The 18,152-nt window shown below is 45.8% G+C and carries 19 protein-coding genes; 12 read left to right on the forward strand and 7 right to left on the reverse strand.

Translation table 11 applies throughout. The features are described 5' to 3' along the window. The first annotated feature begins 147 nt into the window (after positions 1 to 147). From KAI37_RS02695 to KAI37_RS02720, 6 genes are all read left to right on the forward strand, one after another. Positions 148 to 1,053: a M15 family metallopeptidase gene (locus tag KAI37_RS02695; protein ID WP_071639387.1), complete on the forward strand. Its 906-nt coding sequence runs from the start codon at positions 148 to 150 to the stop codon at positions 1,051 to 1,053. 90 nt (positions 1,054 to 1,143) lie between these two features. Further along, positions 1,144 to 1,701, forward strand: coding sequence for a hypothetical protein (locus tag KAI37_RS26255; protein ID WP_258383035.1), 558 nt, complete (start codon positions 1,144 to 1,146; stop codon positions 1,699 to 1,701). Then, positions 1,701 to 2,039 (forward strand): hypothetical protein, encoded by a 339-nt coding sequence (locus KAI37_RS02705; RefSeq protein ID WP_043882043.1) that lies wholly within the window; start codon positions 1,701 to 1,703, stop codon positions 2,037 to 2,039. The genes KAI37_RS26255 and KAI37_RS02705 overlap by 1 nt, the downstream gene beginning before the upstream one ends. A 1-nt stretch (position 2,040) precedes the next feature. Next, positions 2,041 to 3,474 (forward strand): glutathionylspermidine synthase family protein, encoded by a 1,434-nt coding sequence (locus KAI37_RS02710; RefSeq protein WP_220030676.1) that lies wholly within the window; start codon positions 2,041 to 2,043, stop codon positions 3,472 to 3,474. Positions 3,475 to 3,568: 94 nt separating this feature from the next. After that, on the forward strand, positions 3,569 to 3,982 hold the full coding sequence (locus tag KAI37_RS02715) for a DUF350 domain-containing protein (protein ID WP_071639389.1): 414 nt from the start codon (positions 3,569 to 3,571) through the stop codon (positions 3,980 to 3,982). A 228-nt stretch (positions 3,983 to 4,210) separates the two neighbouring features. Next, on the forward strand, positions 4,211 to 5,287 hold the full coding sequence (locus KAI37_RS02720) for a Gfo/Idh/MocA family protein (protein WP_076293255.1): 1,077 nt from the start codon (positions 4,211 to 4,213) through the stop codon (positions 5,285 to 5,287). Between the two features lie 167 nt (positions 5,288 to 5,454). Here KAI37_RS02720 and KAI37_RS02725 read toward each other — a convergent pair whose 3' ends face one another. After that, positions 5,455 to 5,955 carry an NAD(+) diphosphatase gene (locus tag KAI37_RS02725; RefSeq protein WP_023986803.1) on the reverse strand — a complete coding sequence of 167 codons (501 nt, stop codon included), beginning with the start codon at positions 5,953 to 5,955 and terminating at the stop codon, positions 5,455 to 5,457. Positions 5,956 to 6,091: 136 nt separating this feature from the next. Next, on the reverse strand, positions 6,092 to 7,561 hold the full coding sequence (locus KAI37_RS02730; RefSeq protein WP_220031426.1) for an MFS transporter: 1,470 nt from the start codon (positions 7,559 to 7,561) through the stop codon (positions 6,092 to 6,094). 165 nt (positions 7,562 to 7,726) lie between these two features. Here KAI37_RS02730 and KAI37_RS02735 point away from each other — a divergent pair, with 165 nt between their 5' ends. Next, entirely contained in the window at positions 7,727 to 8,152 is a 426-nt protein-coding gene (locus tag KAI37_RS02735) for a MarR family winged helix-turn-helix transcriptional regulator (RefSeq protein WP_071639392.1), read from the forward strand. Between the two features lie 94 nt (positions 8,153 to 8,246). Here KAI37_RS02735 and KAI37_RS02740 read toward each other — a convergent pair whose 3' ends face one another. After that, entirely contained in the window at positions 8,247 to 8,825 is a 579-nt protein-coding gene (locus KAI37_RS02740) for a TetR/AcrR family transcriptional regulator (RefSeq protein WP_220030677.1), read from the reverse strand. A 188-nt stretch (positions 8,826 to 9,013) separates the two neighbouring features. Between KAI37_RS02740 and KAI37_RS02745 the strand changes: the two genes are divergently transcribed. After that, complete coding sequence (locus KAI37_RS02745; RefSeq protein ID WP_076293253.1) at positions 9,014 to 10,237, forward strand: MFS transporter; 1,224 nt, start codon at positions 9,014 to 9,016, stop codon at positions 10,235 to 10,237. 17 nt (positions 10,238 to 10,254) lie between these two features. Here KAI37_RS02745 and KAI37_RS02750 read toward each other — a convergent pair whose 3' ends face one another. Both KAI37_RS02750 and KAI37_RS02755 read right to left on the reverse strand, forming a co-directional pair. Then, positions 10,255 to 10,683: a DUF3995 domain-containing protein gene (locus KAI37_RS02750; protein ID WP_076293252.1), complete on the reverse strand. Its 429-nt coding sequence runs from the start codon at positions 10,681 to 10,683 to the stop codon at positions 10,255 to 10,257. Positions 10,684 to 10,695: 12 nt separating this feature from the next. After that, positions 10,696 to 11,259 (reverse strand): TetR/AcrR family transcriptional regulator, encoded by a 564-nt coding sequence (locus KAI37_RS02755; protein WP_220026871.1) that lies wholly within the window; start codon positions 11,257 to 11,259, stop codon positions 10,696 to 10,698. Positions 11,260 to 11,807: 548 nt separating this feature from the next. Here KAI37_RS02755 and thrS point away from each other — a divergent pair. Next, positions 11,808 to 13,721 (forward strand): threonine--tRNA ligase, encoded by a 1,914-nt coding sequence (gene thrS / locus KAI37_RS02760; RefSeq protein WP_220030678.1) that lies wholly within the window; start codon positions 11,808 to 11,810, stop codon positions 13,719 to 13,721. Positions 13,722 to 13,880: 159 nt separating this feature from the next. Here the strand turns inward: thrS and KAI37_RS02765 are convergent, their stop codons facing one another. Beyond that, on the reverse strand, positions 13,881 to 14,681 hold the full coding sequence (locus KAI37_RS02765) for a GTP pyrophosphokinase (RefSeq protein WP_023986812.1): 801 nt from the start codon (positions 14,679 to 14,681) through the stop codon (positions 13,881 to 13,883). Between the two features lie 285 nt (positions 14,682 to 14,966). On the opposite strand from KAI37_RS02765, the gene KAI37_RS02770 reads away from it, so the two are divergent. The 3 genes from KAI37_RS02770 to KAI37_RS02780 are packed head-to-tail and all read left to right on the forward strand — an operon-like array spanning position 14,967 to position 17,118. Then, complete coding sequence (locus tag KAI37_RS02770) at positions 14,967 to 15,428, forward strand: S-ribosylhomocysteine lyase (protein WP_007428584.1); 462 nt, start codon at positions 14,967 to 14,969, stop codon at positions 15,426 to 15,428. A 5-nt stretch (positions 15,429 to 15,433) separates the two neighbouring features. Then, positions 15,434 to 16,204 (forward strand): SDR family NAD(P)-dependent oxidoreductase, encoded by a 771-nt coding sequence (locus KAI37_RS02775; RefSeq protein WP_025719772.1) that lies wholly within the window; start codon positions 15,434 to 15,436, stop codon positions 16,202 to 16,204. A 29-nt stretch (positions 16,205 to 16,233) separates the two neighbouring features. Further along, on the forward strand, positions 16,234 to 17,118 hold the full coding sequence (locus tag KAI37_RS02780; protein ID WP_076293249.1) for a MetQ/NlpA family ABC transporter substrate-binding protein: 885 nt from the start codon (positions 16,234 to 16,236) through the stop codon (positions 17,116 to 17,118). A 168-nt stretch (positions 17,119 to 17,286) separates the two neighbouring features. On the opposite strand, the gene KAI37_RS02785 is transcribed toward KAI37_RS02780, so the two are convergent. Continuing rightward, positions 17,287 to 18,126, reverse strand: a complete 840-nt coding sequence (locus KAI37_RS02785; protein ID WP_220030679.1) for an AraC family transcriptional regulator — start codon at positions 18,124 to 18,126, stop codon at positions 17,287 to 17,289. Positions 18,127 to 18,152: the final 26 nt, after the last annotated feature.

Consider the following 18,152-nt stretch of genomic DNA (forward strand, 5'->3'; position numbering starts at 1 on the left):
TCGGGTTTATACTTCCTTTTTCGAGTCTATTCGCCTTCATCGAACGGGATAACGGCTTCGAAGAGTGCCAAAAGTTCAGTTACAATGGGGAAACGGAAAAGTGACGGCAAGTCATGCATCAATTGCAATATTGGAGGAGATACCAGCATGAAACGACATATACAACAGACGCGAGCATCTAAGCGCTGGACCAAAGCGCTCATTCCAGGGCTGATCCTGCCAGGTCTATTACTGGCAGCCTGCCAGCAGGGAGGATCAGGTGGACAGGAAAGCGAACCGTTGAAGTCATCTACAGCGGTACAGGAGAATGTACAGCCTTCCGCCCAGCCGGATGCGGGCAATGGCAGCACTAGCGCTGGACAAGCCTCTGCGGGTACAGAAAGTGGACAGGCCGACCCTGTGATGGCGTTGCGGAGCCAGAGTGCGCTGCAAGCCACGGTTAAGGAAGAGGATGGAACCGCGATTGTCACCAATGCGACTTCTGACACAGTCGTTGTGAACAAAAAGCGCAGCTTGCCTGTAGGCTATGTCCCCGATGACCTGGTGGAGCCGCAGGTGCCATTTTCCTTCGAGGGACCGCATGAAAAGCGGCATTTGCGTAAGGAAGCGGCAGAGGCACTGGAGAAGCTGTTCGACGGTGCGGAAAAAGACGGCATTGAGCTGCGTGCGGTATCGGGATACCGTTCCTATAAGCGTCAGGTATCTATTTTCAACAACAATGTAAAGACAAAGGGGCAGGAATATGCCTCTAAAGTTAGCGCTGTACCGGGTACGAGTGAGCATCAGACAGGTTTGTCCATTGATGTATCCAGCCCAAGCGTAGGTAATGTGCTGGAGCAATCCTTCGGAGCTTCCAAGGAAGGCGAATGGCTGGAAAAACATGCACCGGAATACGGATTTATTATTCGTTATATGAAGGGTAAAGAAGATGTAACCGGCTATGTGTACGAGCCTTGGCATATCCGTTATGTGGGAATAGATATTGCGGAGGATGTAGCCAAGCAGGGGATGACGCTGGAGGAATATTTCGACGAGAACAATATCAAGCTGTAGCAGCTAAAATCAAGCCGTAATCCTAGGGATTACGGCTTTTTGTCGTGTTTTTCTTCCAAATTGAACCTTTTCAAGGTAGAATCTCGTATAGTGAACGACGACAGAAGCGCTTTGATTTGTTGCAAACCTCATGACAGAAGCGTGCAGGAAGGGAAGGGAATCATCATTTATTATTCATTAACGTATCGCGAATGGTCGGAAGACACTCAAAAGGAATTGCGCAGCCTGACACGGGAATCCGTATCGGGAGATGAGCTGTTTCTACGCAAGCTTGTAGACGCTACGCGTCTCCATGACAAACTATGGTCGCATATCTCGAATGAAAGTGAGGAACATACGGATCATTCCGTCTATGTGACTGAATTTACAGGGGAACGTGCAAAGCCTTACGGTGCCTCCATCACAGACCTCGTGCTTGCCAGTGAGGGAGGTTACACTTCCACATTCAGTGCAATGTACTGGATATGGCATGAACCTGGATTCCGTAGTATGGATCAGCGGGAAGGCTCGGTATTTACCTTGGAGTTGGCCCAACGGTTATTAGATCACTATACAGTACTGGGTGGCAAAACATATGAATTTATATATTCGGTACTGGACCCTCAGCTGAAAAAGGTACATCTGTTTGTGAAGGAGGTCGATCTGTGATGGAGCATTCTTGGGAAAAAATGAAATCCAAGCCCGGCTCTCGTACACGGATGGCGGCCTTTGCCCTGATGTTGGCTGTCCCGGCTGCTCTGACGGGTTGCGGTAACGACGAGTATTATGACTGCGATGAGCTTCCTGTATCGGAACAAACAGCGTGTCGGGATTCAGGCAGCAGCGGGTATTACTATGGCGGATCGACTTATTATAGTGGGGGCTCCTCCTACCATAGCAGTCGTTCTTCTTCCAGTTCTTACCGAAAAAGTTCATCCTCATCTTCCAGCTCACACAGCGGTTTTGGCAGCAGCGGTTCACGCAGTGGCTTTTTCTCTGGGGGTTAAGATGAGCATGCGCACGATTCGGCAATTGCCTTATGAACATAATGAGCTTTTTAAGGGTGAAATCAGCCGTAGAATTCCGTATCATCGCATGTATGGTAAATCCTATTGCGTGCCGGCCTTAACGGTATATCGGGAAAGCGAGCTGGCAGAGCTTCAGACTGCTTCTGAGGCGGTACATCGTATTTATCGCAAGGTTCAGCAATTCGTCCAGCGCTATATGCCGGATGAATACCTGGTGGAACGGTTGGGAATTCATCCGGGCTTGTTGCGTGCTGCACGAATGGAGGCCGAGCCGGATGGGATAACCCGCCAGGACTGGATTGTGGGGGAAGCGGGTATCAAGTGCATAGAGAATAACACCGATACCCCAACCGGGATTCCCGAGGTGGCTTATCTCGAAGGAAAGCTGCTGGAGGTGCTGAGTAGGGATGGAATGTCGGAAGATGACAATGCATTACATGGACCCTCATCTGGAATGGACGAGGCGATTCAGTCTGCCTTGACAGAGTTCATTCATTTTTATAGCAATAAGGGATTAGGGACAAAGGTATATTTCACTTGCTTTGACTGGCACATCGAGGATCAGACGAACACCAAATATATCATGCATTTATGTGAACAAGCCGGGTTTGAAGTGGTTTATGCGCCTTTGGAGGAATTGGAGATTATCCCGAATCAGGGATTGTATCACCGGGGAGAGCAGATCCACATTCTCTATCGCCTGTATCCCCTGGAATATCTAATTGATGACCGGGAGGAGGATACGGGGCTTGAGGTGGGGCAGGCGCTAATGGATATGGTGGCAGACGGGAAAATAGGATTAATCAACCCGCCGCAGCATATCATTACCCAGAGCAAAGGGTTCACCGCAACCGTGTGGTCGCTATATGAGCGCAATGAGCAGACACCAGAGTTCTGCGGTTTTCGATTGTTTGACGATCGCGAGATGGAGGTGATACGAACCTACCTGCTGCCTACGTATTTTGAACCCTCGGTGTTTATGCAAAATAAAGAGCCTTATGTGGCCAAAGGTATATGGGGTCGGGAGGGTAAAGGGACGCACTTGATTGAACATCCTCAATCCGAAGAGATGCTGAAAGGTGCTTTGGGAGAAGTTGAACCTGCGCAGACTGACAACCCTGATCTGCTTCACCAAGCTGATGGTCCACGAACGCCTGAGCAGGAGGAAGCCGCACATATTGCCGCTTATTACGAGGGACAGCCTAAGATTTATCAGCAGCTATGGCCCATGCAAAGCGCAGAGGTACAGACCGAGGAAGGGCTATTTCACGGCTATGTGCTGACAGGCATATTCGTGATCGGGGGGCGTTTTGCGGGTGTCCTGCCGCGAATCGGTGAAAAGGTAACAGGTGATATGGCCTATTATTGCGCCGCCGCCGTTGCCACCGTACCTCCTAATCCGCCTGTTATATAAGCTGAATTAAAAAATGTACAACATTCGAACATATCTGTTATTTTCACAAGTGAGGATTTTGCAAAATCCTGAAGTATCCTAAGGAGGAAGAAAATTGGACTCTCATATCAGTTTGGGCAACGCATTGGGCAATGTGGGTATCGGTCTGCTTATCCTGTTTGCCATCTTAATCGTAGGTTATTTTGTGTTCAGCTTGCTGACACGTTATAACGATAATCAAGAAATCGCACGCGGCAATGAGGCGGCAGGCATCTATATGGGTGCAAAGCTGCTAGGTCTGTGTATCATCGTGGGGATGGTGTCGTACAGCAGTCATTCATGGCTAGATATGCTGACCTGGTCGGCTGTGGGCATTGTAGTGCTGTGTCTGGTCTATGTGATTTTTGATCTGGTGACGCCGCGTACCAAGGTGTGCGAGGAAATTGCCAAAGGCAATGTGGCTCTGGCACAGCTGCTGCGCTCGATCATCGTCGGGGTGTCTTTTGTGGTAGGTACATTTTTGATGTAGTCGGTATAGAGAAGGAATACCAAGGATCTGCAACACCGGACAACGGAGCTGCAGATCCTTTTTTTATGGACATTGTATTCACTGCCCGGCATCAGCTTGTTGAATTGAATGGTTGTGACGATCACTTCCTGTGGGGACTATTCTACAAAGCAACGGGTGATACTGCATAGCAAAAAGGAATTTACTACAGAGTTCAAATCAAATTGAAGAGAAGGGAATTCTGAACATATGAGTACCTCCACCTCCCCAACCAAACAAATTCGGATGGGTATCATTGGCCTGGGTCTTATCGCTGAATATCACATGAGATCACTGCACACCATCTCGGGGGTATCTATTGTGGCCGTTAGTGATGTGAATCCCAATCGCCTTCAAGCCATCGGAGAACAATTGCAACTGCCTGCTTCCAAGCGGTACGCCCATTATGAAGCATTAATCCGTGACTCAGAGGTAGATGCGATTCTGTCGCTGACACCCAATGATGTGCATTTTGACATTATTCGTATTGCGCTGGAAGAACACAAAGCTGTACTGGCAGAAAAACCATTGACTCTCACATGGGAAGAAGCGGATCAGTTGAAAAAGCTATATACAGCGAATCCGGTGCCTTTGCTGGTTCACTATAAGCATCGCTACGGCGCGGCCTTCCAATATACCAAGCAACTGCTGGATGAGCAAAAGCTGGGTAAAATCTATAACATTCAATTTCGTTATCTAATGGATGCATTTGCGCCGTATCGTCAGCATCCGTATACATGGCGTCACAATTTAGCCAAGGCTGGTTCTGGAGTAGTGGGGGATACCGCCTCACATATCATTGATCTGGCCCGTTTTCTGGTGGGTGAATTTAAAAGTGTCGCAGCGCTGCTACATACCATTACACCCGAGCGGTTCGATCCGATCACGGGGCTGCCTGTAAAAGTGGATGTGGAAGATCTCGCTGCCTTTCATGGCATCGTAGGCGACAATGCCGTGGGAACCTTTATCACTCATAAAAATGCCATCGGCATACGACACGATATTGAAGTCGATATCTATGGAGAACTTGGTACGCTGCACGCCAGCCTCAATAACCCGGAAAGTATCAGCATCGTGCTGCGTGACCTGGAACACCCGGGTGCCGAATACGAGACTTGGGCTGTCCCTGTAATCTATAATCATACGGCCTATGAAGATTTTGTTGAGCTGGCAAGGGGAAAGTCTGTAGATCGTGCTCCCTTATTCGAGGACGGCTACAAAAACCAGTGGGTACTTGAGAAAATACTGCAATCATGGAAAGAGAATGGACGTTTAGTAGAAATGTAGGGGATGTGAGGGGAGTCGCTGAAATTCCAGCAATGACAAAGAGGATATACATGCTGTGACCCGCAAGAGGGTTTCTTGGAAAGAGCAGCCATCTTGCGGTTTAGCAATTCAATATATCTGTAAAGACATCTTTTTCATCAATTTCGCATCGCCACGCTTATATCACTTCAAAATAAGCCTGCCTCAATCTTTTCAATAATGGTCAGCAAGAAGGATTCAGCTAAGCTGTTTTTCAAAATAGCTTGCTTGGCTTCCTCCAGTGTAAACCAACGTGCTTGATCTACCTCCGTACTAAGAACATCCAACTGGTCGTCATTCACAATGGATACAAAATTCAGCATCAGTGTATTGCTTCGTTCAAAATACTCACTGCGCATATATTGATACTCATCGACTTGTAATCCTACTTCTTCCTTAACTTCACGCACCAATGTCTGCTCGGCGGATTCACCCTTGCTCACATAACCTGCCAATAAAATGAAGCCCTGAATATTGTACTGCTGTATGAGCAGCACCTTATCTCTCTGACTATTCAATACAGCGGTACTGATCGCAGTGCTGAATATCGGGAAACGAAAGACTTGGCATGTATGACAAAAGGGGATAGGGCCTTCGCCTTCACACTCCTTCACCATCAATTTCGTTCCGCATTCATAGCAATATTTCATGTAAGCGCCACCCTTGTATCACATTTTTTAAAATTGTAAATGTTGCTTTTAATGCCGTGTTTGTACTGCAATACTCATCATCTTAATTCTACGATCACTGTTCTGTCTACGGACGCTTTATTTCTTCTCTTGGTCTTTATCCCTTTTCTTGCTGCGTTCTTGCCCGTCTAGCCCCAATCAGCCGCCAGCCTGTTAACAATGCCGCCACAAGACAGATGGACGCGGATGTCATAAAGACTACATGCATGCCTGCCAGAAAAATTTCTGGATGACCCGGGACCAAGCCGGTGACCCGATAACCAGCCTCTTTACTCATAATATAAAAGAGGATGGATGTGGCCAAAGTGATCCCCACAACCATACCGACGTTGCGAACCAGCGAATTGACACTCCCGGCTGAGCCGAGCTGTGTGCGGGGTACCGTGGACATAATCAGCGAGTTGTTCGGCGATTGGAATAAACCACTGCCAATGCCCAGCATGGCAATCCACAGACCCACAAGCGGGATGGAGCTGCCTGCATGCAGTTGGGCCAATCCAATCTGGGCAATGACCATAACGACCAGCCCGGCGAATGTAAGCAGTTCAGATCCGATTTTATCGGAAAGCGCACCGCTGAGAGGGGCCACAATAACCATCGAGATGGGGAGCAGCATCAGCAGGAAGCCGGCATGAAAGGGCGACAAGTTCAGCATATTTTGCGCATAGAAAGGCGAAATGATGTTAAAGCAAAAGTTAGCGACGAACACCAGAAAAGCACACAAAATACTGAGCGAAAATAACGGATTTTTGAATAGCGCGAGCTGTAACAGCGGCCCAGGACGACGAAGTTCCAACCTAATGAACATGGCAAAAGCAACTACAGCCACCACCAGCGAAGCAACAATACGTTTGTCTCCATACCCGACCTGCTGTCCCAGCAACAATCCGACGAACAAAGTGAGAATAAAAATAGCAAACACCAAGCTACCGGGAACGTCAATTTTATCTTTCACCTTGATCAAATCCTTCGGCAGAAGCTTCCAGCCAAGAAAGACAGCGACCAGCCCTACCGGTACATTGACCCAGAAAATGTACTGCCAGCCCAGCGACGAGACAATAATACCGCCCAAACTTGGCCCGGCGATACTGCCCAGAGAAACGAAGGTTCCAATGAGGCCAAGCGCTTTGCCCCGTTCATTGGACGGGAAGATATCTGTCACGATCCCCTGGCTGTTCGCCATGGTCATGGACGCTCCAAACGCCTGAATAATGCGGGAAATCAGCAGCATAGAGAGCGAAGAGCTAAGACCGCACAATAGGGAGCCAAGAATGAATACGATTGTGCCGATTTTGAATATTTTGATTTTACCAACGATATCTCCAAGCTTGCCAAAAAATAAGATAGCGGTACATATCGCCATTAAATAGGCGGTTGTCACCCATTCAATCTGTGCCACGGGTAAATGTAACGTGCGAGACAACACAGGAAGAGCGATATTGACGATGCTTCCATCCAATGTGGACATAAATGTAAACAGATTCAAAACAATTAAAATCAGCCAACGTTTCTTCTGGACTTCGATATTCTCTTGATAGGTTGTAGCCGTTGTAGCAGTTGAACTCATCATTACACCTCGTTATCGTTGACAATTTCTATTTAGTTGCACGTGCAACTAAATAGAACGGTTCTAGTGTACAGCAAATTAGTTGCGTGTGCAACAATATTATTGTAAACTTTGCTTTGGTCCCAACTGGGGATGTGTGATTTTCAAGCCAATGAGGTGTATTTGATGAGAAAAAAACAACCGATTGGAAAGCTAATTTCCCACCTGTACCGTCGTAATCAAAAAATATTGTCCAAAAAACTGACTCCTTACGGAATCGGCAGTGGAGGACAACACAGCTTTTTAAAGCTCATTTTGCAGCAGCCGGGCATTACACAAGAGCAGTTGACGAATGAACTTAAATTTGACAAAGCAACCACGGCACGTTCTGTGAAACAATTGGAGGAATCAGGCTACATTGAACGGAAAACAGACCCAAATGACCGCCGTTCCCATCTTTTGTCTCCTACGGCCAAGGCGCTAGAATTTTTCCCCGTCCTACAAGGAATATTGGACGAGTCCAATGTCAGCCTTGTCCACAATCTATCCGAAGAGGAAGAGGACCTTCTTATCGAATTACTGCAAAAAATTAGTATAGACCCTGACGAATAAACAAATCAGGAGTTAGCTAGAGGATCGTGGCAGGTAAAAGAAAAAGCAGCCCTCACAGAGGATACTCTGTGAGAACTGCTTGATGCCATGCCATTTAGTCCAAGCCAATTCCTTTGAACGCATTTATGACTAATTGTCGCACATAGGAATCGTCTAATGGATAACCGGTTACCAACAATCGATAAAAAACCGGCCCATAAATGAGATCGATACATAATTCAATATCGAGATTTTCCCTCAATTCTCCACGCTCCATTCCGCGCTCAATAAGAAACCTAGCTTCAAGTCGCCGAGGGTGGAAATATCGGGTCCGGTATGCCTCTGCCAATCCTGAATCAAGTTGCCCTTCGCCTATTAACTCCGTAATGATTTTACCCTCTCGACTTATTAAGAACCGCACTAAATTCGTGGCATGAATGAGAATGTCATCTAATACACAACCCGTGTCGGGCACGGGCAATCTTGCTATGGTGGCTGACAGGAAGCCATCCATCACTACGGCAGCTTTGTTAGGCCACCATTTATAAATGGTGGCTTTGCTAACTTTCGCTCGCTCAGCAATTTTTTCTACCGTCACCGCCCCAAAGCCTTGCTCCAATAGTAGATCATAGGAAGCGTTAAGGATAGATTTTTGCGTCTCGACATTACGTGGACGTCCTCTTTTGCTCTGCACTGGAATGCTCACCTTCTTAACAGATATAAGTAAACACGAAAAATAAACTATACGTTCAGTATATCAAATATTATGTGAAAATAAAAAGTTGATTTTGCCTATTTACAAAACGAAACGTTCAGTATATTATTTGATTATCGAATTAACGAACTATACGTTTAGTATTTAAATTATTGAGGAGGATTATCATGCAAAGAGAACAACAAGCCTTAGAAAGTAACCGTATCTCAAATTGGATGATGTTTTTGTTGGCAGCCGCATGCGGCCTTATTGTTGCCAACCTGTACTATGCTCAAACCCTTGTAGGACCTATTCACGTTGCTATGGGTCTTTCTTCTACAGCAGCGGGCTTCATTGTCACCTTGACTCAAATCGGTTATGTGGTGGGATTGCTATTTATCGTACCGCTCAGCGACATTATTGAAAATCGACGGCTCATGGTCATATCGCTAATCATCACAGTCTGTGCCTTGGTTGTTGCTGCTTTTGCCACCAATGCCCCGTTGTTCCTGACCGCATCCTTATTCATTGGAATTGGATCTGTGGTAGCCCAAATACTGGTGCCGTACGCCACCTATTTAGCATCCGAAGAGCAGCGCGGTCGCGTTGTTGGGAATGTCATGAGTGGACTCTTACTAGGCATTATGTTCGCACGGCCAGTAGCAAGCTTTATCACCAGCATCTGGGGATGGCAAGCCGTATTTATTTTGTCAGCCATTGTCTTGACGCTGTTGACGATTCTGCTCTCGCGAGCTCTTCCAGAGCGCAAGCCTGTGCCTACGGTATCTTACAGTAAATTGATTTTCTCGTTAGGCACTCTTTTAAAACAAACGCCTGCATTGCGTCGCCGTGCCCTGTATCAAGCCTGCCTATTTGGAGCTTTCAGCCTATTTTGGACTGTTGTTCCTTTACGATTGGCGGATGATTTCGGAATGTCTCAACAAGGGATTGCATTGTTTGCTTTGGTAGGCGTAGGCGGTGCAGTAGCTGCTCCGATTGCCGGCAGATTGGCTGATAAAGGCTGGAGCAAAGTACTAACCGGGCTAGCTATGATCATTGCAGCCTTGTCTTTTTTGCTCATCTATCTTTTTCAAAGTCATTCGACCGTTGCGCTCGTACTTCTCTTTATTTCAGCGATTACACTGGATATGGCTGTATCGGGAAACCTTGTACTTGGACAACGCGTTATTTACTCCTTGGGAAGTGAAGCGAGAGGGCGTTTGAACGGATTATTCATGTCTATCTTTTTCATAGGCGGAGCGATTGGATCATCATTAGGCGGTTGGTCTTATGCGTTAGGTGGCTGGAATTTCAGTGCTCTGATTGGAGTCGTCCTGCCTGTGCTGGCTTTGCTGTACTTTTTCACTGAGAAAGAAACGAGTGGAGATGTGCGAAAGAAACAAACCACCTGATAGAGGTCAGCTTTAACCTATGCCGTACGCAAAAGCATAATCATTAAAATGGCTGTTCCCAAGAGAAAACAAAGGGGCGAGTAGAGCACAGTGTCCCATTTTGCAAAAACAGTTCCTTTTTTTCTCTTGAAGAATCCCACCCATTTGAAATCTCCTATAGAACGTAAAATAAATATGCACGATAACAAACCTGCACCGTAGGAATGAAAGGAATTGAAAAACAGGGATTGTGTAACTCCACCTAGTTCTAAAACGAACCAAGCGGCTAAAGCTAGTAGAATAGCTACAACTGATGTCCCTATCTTGGAGGGCTCAAAGAGCAAAGCCGTTCCTGTGCTTGGGATCGCTGCCTTTGCACCTTTTTGTCCGCCGAATACCCAATATAGATGCATGCCGCTCAGTACCCATAGAATTCCGCCAACTACCCATGTAAGTAACTCCAACATGTGGCATCCTCCTTAATTGAATTCATTCGAAATCCACTCTGTCCAAACCATGTGAATATGTTGCTGAATGGCTTCGTCACTTAATGTCTCTTGCTTGTGACGCTCATACCAACCTAAGTAGTAATGGTACAGCATCCATGATCTCTGAAAGGCTTTCTCTGGTTGCATTCCCTTCTGTATTAAAAGCTCTTTCATAAACTCCATTCTCATCTGTTCGACTTCATTGAGCAGGGAATGGTAACTATCATCCTTCAATGACAGTTTTCGCAGATAAAACAGAAAATCTCCTCGTTTCGTTTTCCCGAACATCTGGGTTAACAACTCTCTGATCCGCTCATCTGCGGCAGCATGGATGATGGACGCTGCAATAACCTGTTGTGTCGTCTGTTCCTTCCATGTCTCCACAATCTGTCTAATGTAGCTGCTGCGATTGTTAAAATACCAATAAAAACTGCTCTTACTGCACCCTAAAGAAACGGCCATTTTCTCAACAACAAGTTGATCAATTCCACCCTGTTCAAAACGCTCGATTCCTTTCTGAATCCATTGTTCTTCTGTGACAATAATTTTAGGCATTTTTCCTTCTCCCTTTCTGTACGGTATCGTCTAGATAAGTGTATATTATAGTGTTTTTAGAGCTGTGTAAATATGGGCACATGAGCTCCCTTAGCTAGCTGATGCATAGGAGGCATGAAATTACATAATCGCCCACTTGAAATACCTGCGAATTTGATCTATAATGCTGTAGCATATAGTGATATTCAAGGCATTGACCAAAGACATGATTTCCTTGAAGGGCCGTTCAGAGAGAAAAGACGAGGCTGAGAGCTTTTCCGGCAACCGCATGTGAAGTTACCCCTTTGTAGCCGTGACGTTGAACATGTAGCTGTGCAATCTGGCAGTAACATCATTAAGCGCCTACCGCTTTATCCCCGTTAACGGATACCAATGGAGGGTCACGCATGTCGTGCATGAAGCATGTTCCGATGAACATGAATGTACGCACAGGAGCGGGCCGAACTAGGGTGGAACCACGAGCTGAACGCACTCGTCCCTTGAGGGAGAGAGGCGTTTTTTTGCGTTCAATTTTGATATAGCACACAATTTGAATGGAGGCTTTAATCGTGAGTATTCAAGTGAAATTGCCGGATGGAGCCGTACGCGAGTACGAGCAGGGCGTAACAATTGCCGACGTGGCGGGGGCGATCAGCTCCGGGCTGAAAAAGAACGCAGTAGCAGGTAAAGTGAACGGGAAGGCTGTAGATCTGAACACCGTTTTGGATCAGAACGTTGACCTTGAAATCATTACGCTGGACGGTGCAGACGGTCTGGAAATTTACCGCCACAGTACAGCGCATTTGCTCGCTCAGGCGCTCAAACGCATTTACGGTGAGAAAAACGTGAAGCTGGGTATCGGTCCGGTCATCGACAGCGGCTTCTACTATGACATTGATATCGAAAACCCATTGTCCGTTGACGACTTGGCCAAGATTGAGAAGGAAATGACGAAGATCGCACAGGAAAATCTGCCGATCACACGTCGTGTGGTCAGCCGCGAGGAAGCTACTCGTATTTTTGGAGAGTTGGAAGATCCGCTGAAGCTGGAACTGATTCGTGATTTGCCGGAAGAAGCGGAAATTACAATCTATGATCAAGGCGAATTTTTTGACCTGTGTCGTGGCCCGCATTTGCCATCTACTGGCCGCATCAAAGCTTTTAAACTGTTGAGTGTAGCGGGCGCATACTGGAGAGGCGATTCCAACAACAAGATGCTGCAACGTATCTACGGAACAGCATTCCCGAAAAAAGCACAACTGGATGAGCACCTGCATTTGCTGGAAGAAGCGAAAAAACGCGACCATCGCAAGCTGGGTAAAGAGTTGGAACTGTTCATGTTCTCCGAAGAAGCACCGGGCATGCCGTTCTACCTGCCTAAAGGTATGGTTGTCCGCACTGCATTGGAAGATTACTCCCGTGACATTCAACGTCTGCATGGCTATGAGGAAGTACGTACACCGCTGATGATGAACAATCGTCTGTGGGAACAATCGGGACACTACGAGCATTACAAGGAAAACATGTACTTCTCCGAAGTGGATGAAACTACATTTGCTCTGAAACCGATGAACTGCCCAGGGCATATGCTTGTGTTTAAAAATGAGCTTCACTCCTACCGCGATCTGCCAATTCGTATAGCCGAATTTGGACAAGTGCATCGCCATGAACTGTCCGGCGCGTTGAACGGTATGATGCGTGTTCGTACATTCTGTCAGGATGATGCGCATATTTTCGTTACACCAGGTCAGATTGAACAAGAAATTACAGACGTAATTAAGCTGATTAACGAAATGTATAGTGTGTTTGGCTTTGACTTCACAGTGGAATTGTCCACACGTCCTGATGACTTTATGGGCGAGCCAGTGCTGTGGGATCAAGCGGAACAAGCTCTGCAAAACGTGCTGGATCACCTGGGCATCAACTACCGTATTAATGCGGGAGATGGAGCATTTTACGGTCCGAAAATTGACTTCCACATTCTCGATGCGCTCAAACGTAGCTGGCAGTGCGGAACGATCCAATTGGACTTCCAAATGCCTGAAAAATTCGACCTTACTTATGTGGGCGAGGACAACCAGAAGCACCGTCCAGTCGTTATTCACCGTGCCATCTACGGTTCGATTGACCGCTTCATGGGCATCCTGACTGAGCATTTTACAGGTGCATTCCCATTGTGGTTGGCTCCTGTTCATGCGAAGCTGTTGCCAGTATCCGAGAACTATATCGAGACTGCCAATGAGATACAGGATGCGTTGCTGAAAGCAGGTCTGCGCGTCGAAGTGGATACTCGCAATGAGAAGCTTGGTTATAAAATCCGCGAGGCGCAATTGGAGAAGGTTCCATATATGTTCGTTATCGGGGAAAATGAAAAAACAACCGGTACTGTAGCGGTTCGTAAACGCGGTGAAGGCGATCTGGGATCACTCAGCATTGCGGACATCGTAGAGAAAATCAGCACAGAAATTCGCGAGAAGCAGTAATATTTGATCGAAAAAATGTGTAAAAGAGCCATCAAAACCATGATGAACGTGGTTTTGATGGCTCTTTATTTATAACCAATACATAAGAATCCAGCGTAAGAATGAACCATAGTTTTTGCAGCCTCGACTGAATTCTTAAGTTATCTTGTGCACAAAAACTTAGCAGGTTTGTGGCCGTGAAGTGGCGTGATCTGCAGGGAGGGATAGTGTCTTCAAGGACGACTCTTCGGATTGTTTCGCCGGGGATTCTTCCGCATCCTGTTCCTCGCTAAGCGATAAAATTTCGCCGCGCAACTTCAGCATTTTCTGATCCAGCTCGTAGGTTGCACGTGCGGCCTCGGTCAATCCATTAACGACATGTTCAGGCACTTTCTTATCGAACTTATAGTACAAAATATGCTCCATACTGGCCCAGAAATCCATAGCCAATGTGCGCAATTGAATTTCAACCTTGATCCAGCGTGTGCCCTCAAACAGGATCAGTGGAATTTCCACAATGACATGTAGGCTCTGATAGCCGTTGGGCTTAGGATGGGCTATATAGTCCTTGACCTCCAGGATACGAATGTCTTCCCGTGTGTGAAGATGATCCATCAGACGATAAATATCTTTCACAAAAGCGCATACCACGCGCATTCCCGCGATATCATGAATTTCACGCAATATATTGTCTAAGGTGACTTCATGCCCTTTGCGCCGAACCTTTTCCACGATGCTGTGGGGCTCTTTGATCCGGGTTTTAATATGCTCTATCGGGCTAAAACCGTCTAACAGCTTCCATTCCGTCTGGATTAGCTTGATTTTATTCTTTAATTCCTCCAGAGCCAGTTGATAAAGGACGGGAATCTTTCTCCACTCCTCTAGTTGCTTGGCGTTAACACTGTTTTGATCCAGCTGTAGCTGAAATTCCTGCAAGGGTAATGGGACAGCATTCAGGTGCTTCCAATCCGGTTCATTCACAGAGCATTCTCCTAAATGAGGCTTATGATGTCCTCGATCTTTTTCGTAAAAAAGCATTATCGTATACATTGTACACTATGTCAAAACCTACAGGCAAAGGAGCGACGGTCAAAGAAAAAAGAAATACGACAAGAATTATGGTGGTAAAACCGAGTAATCCGATGTATAATTACAAAAATGCTGATTTGGAGCATTTAATTCTTCCTTAAAAAAATCACAAATGTAGAGTATCTAGTATCCATCATTAGATTAAAAATATAAATTACAGAAAAGAGGAAAAGAAAAATGGCAAAAGTAGAAAGTTTTCAATTAGATCACACGATTGTAAAGGCTCCTTATGTAAGAGCAGCGGGAGTAGAGCATGATGAAAAAGGAAGCACAGTACAAAAATATGACTTGAGATTTTTACAACCTAATGAAGACGCACTTCCGACAGCAGCTGTACATACGCTGGAGCACTTATTAGCGACGTACCTGAGAGATGAAATCAAAGGAATTATTGATATCTCTCCTATGGGATGCAGAACGGGGTTCTACTTGATTTTGTGGAATGAACATGAGCCTGAGGAAATTGCACTCGCTTTGGAAAAAACCCTGAAAAGAATTCTGGAAACGACAGAGGTTCCGGCTGTTACTGCTTTGGAATGCGGGAACTACAAGGACCACTCTCTTTTTTCAGCGCAGGAATATGTGAAGATTGTATTAGAGGCGGGTATTAGCCGCGATCCTTTCGAAAGAGTATTTTAAAATCTATGATTTCGATTGACCTATCTCATCAGACAGCGGTAGTGACAGGCGGCAAGTCAGGCATAGGCAAGGGAATTGTAGAGCTTTTCATTCAAAGCGGAGCTAAAGTGATTTCTGCTGATATTTCTTATGAAGAGCCGTATAGAGTGGTCAATCCACAGTTGGTTGAAACTCAATTGGACATATCCAAACCGGATGATATCGAAAGATGGTGCGATCTACTAATCAGCGAAGCGGGAGTTCCTGATATATTGGTGAACTGCGCGGGTACTTCTACGATGGATTATGTCATTGATAGTGAGTTAGCTGATTGGGAGAAAGTATTTTCGATCAATTCAACCGGATTATATGTAACGTCCAAACGTTTTGCCAAAGAAATGGTGGCCGCTCGTAAATCAGGACGAATTATTCAAATTGCTTCGCAGGCAGGAAAAAATGGATATCGGGCCATGGGCGGATATTGTGCTTCCAAACATGCGGTTCTCGGCTTGACCAAGGTAATGGCCATTGAGCTTGCCCGGCAAAATATTTTGGTAAATGCGGTCTGCCCTGGCATTGTAGAAACGCCGATGAAGCATCGTGAACGGATTGAAGGGGGCGTCATTCGCGGAATGACCGCTCAAGAAATATACGAAGAAGATTGTTCACAGGTACCTTTGGGGAGAACGGCTGAGGTGGAGGATGTCGCCAATGTGGTACTATTTCTGGCAAGTCCACTCTCTGCATATATGACAGGACAAGCGATTAATGTTACAGGTGGAATGACGATGCACTAGCATACTAGCATGATCTGGGGGAAAACAACATGAGGAAATCGTTCGTTTTACTATTAGGGATTAGTTTATTATTAGTTGCTGCAGGATGCGGTAATAAAAGTTCAGACAGTAATGGCTCCAGCGCCGCTTCCGGTTCGGAAACGCAAAAAGTAATCATCGGCTCCATGGGCTCTGACGCCCAGATATGGAAGCATATTGCCCAGTCCCAGGCCGCCAAGGATGCCAAGCTGGACATTGAAGTGAAAGAAATTAACGGTGGAATCGAAACGAACAATGCGACCAAAGAAGGCGAAGTAGACGTGAATGCATTCCAATCATGGGCGTACCTGGTTAGCTATAACAAAGAGAGCAAAGCCGATTTGAAGGCTATAGCCACAACTTACCTGGAGCCTATGGGGATTTATTCGCAAAAATTCAAAAGCATCGATGAAGTGACCGACGGGGCTCTGGTAGCTTTGGCAGATAACCCGGCCAATACAGCAAGAGGTTTAAAGTTATTGGAAGCCTCCGGTTTGATTAAGCTTAAGGCTGACTTTAATGATGCCTTGGGTACAGTCAATGATATTACTAGCAATCCTAAAAACCTGAAATTTGAACTAATTGATGACAAAACAGGACCACGAGTGATTCAAGATGTAGGCTTGGTGCTGATTGGGAATACGATTGCTTTAGAAGGGGGTCTGAATGTACTGAAAGATTCCTTGTTCCATGAGGAAATCAGTCAGGCAACCAAAAATAATATTAACGTCCTGGTTACTTCATCTGATAAGGCGAATGACAAAGGGCTGCAAAAGTTAGCGGATCTCTATCATAACGAGGATACTCAAAAATACATTAAAGATGAATTTGGCGGTACCAAAGTAGAGGTTAAAGAGCCGGTTTCTTATTTGGAAGGACAAACTACAACAAAATAAACTTATGAGATCAGCCAGTTTTTCTGGCTGATCTTTTTTGTTCGTGTAAGAGGCCTCTTACCGGTAGTCGGGTAGAACGTCATCTCTGCTCTTGGAGTCCACGCCGAATAGGTGACAAACGTTGAGTTGATGTTGCCCCATCCTCCAAATAAGTCAGCGATTGTATTTTTAGTAGTAGGCTTGAGTTTGAGCATGGGTTTCAGTTCGATAATGTCTGGGGGAGAATCCCTTTACCTTTTTAAAAATTTTCGAGAAGAGTAAAGGGTCGTTATAGCCGACTGAACGGGAAATATCACCTATCGAAAGTTCGGCGTTTCCCATCATTTCACATGCTTTGTTGATCCTATAGCGAACCAAATAATCCTGAATGCTTGTGTTCACTTGTTGTTTGAATAACGAACATAAATAGCTTCGATTGAGTCCAATAAAATTTGCAATGTGCTCAATAGTAATTTTCTGAGCATAATTCATTTCGATAAAATCCTTCACTTTTTCAACGTAAATTTCCGCCCGGCTTTCCTTTTGTTCGGGAGGTGTTACCGGACCGAACTCTATAAGCTCCGATAACATTAGGCATAGCAGACCGGTCAGTCTGGTTTCCCGAGCTTTATGGCATCCACTTGATTCGTTCATGAGCTGTAAATACTGATAAATCAAATGGTCTCCTTCAAAGTCGAGAATTGGACGCGTCATCGTTAGACCTGCTTGCTTGAGGAGTGTTTCTGCCAATGCCCCGTTAAAACCAAACCAGCAATAAGACCAAGGATTTACTACATCGGCTTGATAATAAGTGACGATCTGGGGACAGATTAGAAACCACTGTCCTTTCCGCAAGCGATAACTGAATCCACCGACCTCGAAGGTACCTTCTCCGTCCAAAATATAATGGAGCAGATAGTGATCTCTTATCGCAGGTCCAAAAAAGTGCCCCGGTATGCATTCCTCCATGCCAAACTGAGTTAGATACAATTCAGAGTGCTGTTTACTACGTGGCAAATATTCTATCACGCTAAATCTCCTTATGTAAATTATCA

This window comes from Paenibacillus sp. S25 (assembly GCF_019454085.1).
GTDB lineage: Bacteria > Bacillota > Bacilli > Paenibacillales > Paenibacillaceae > Paenibacillus > Paenibacillus polymyxa_B.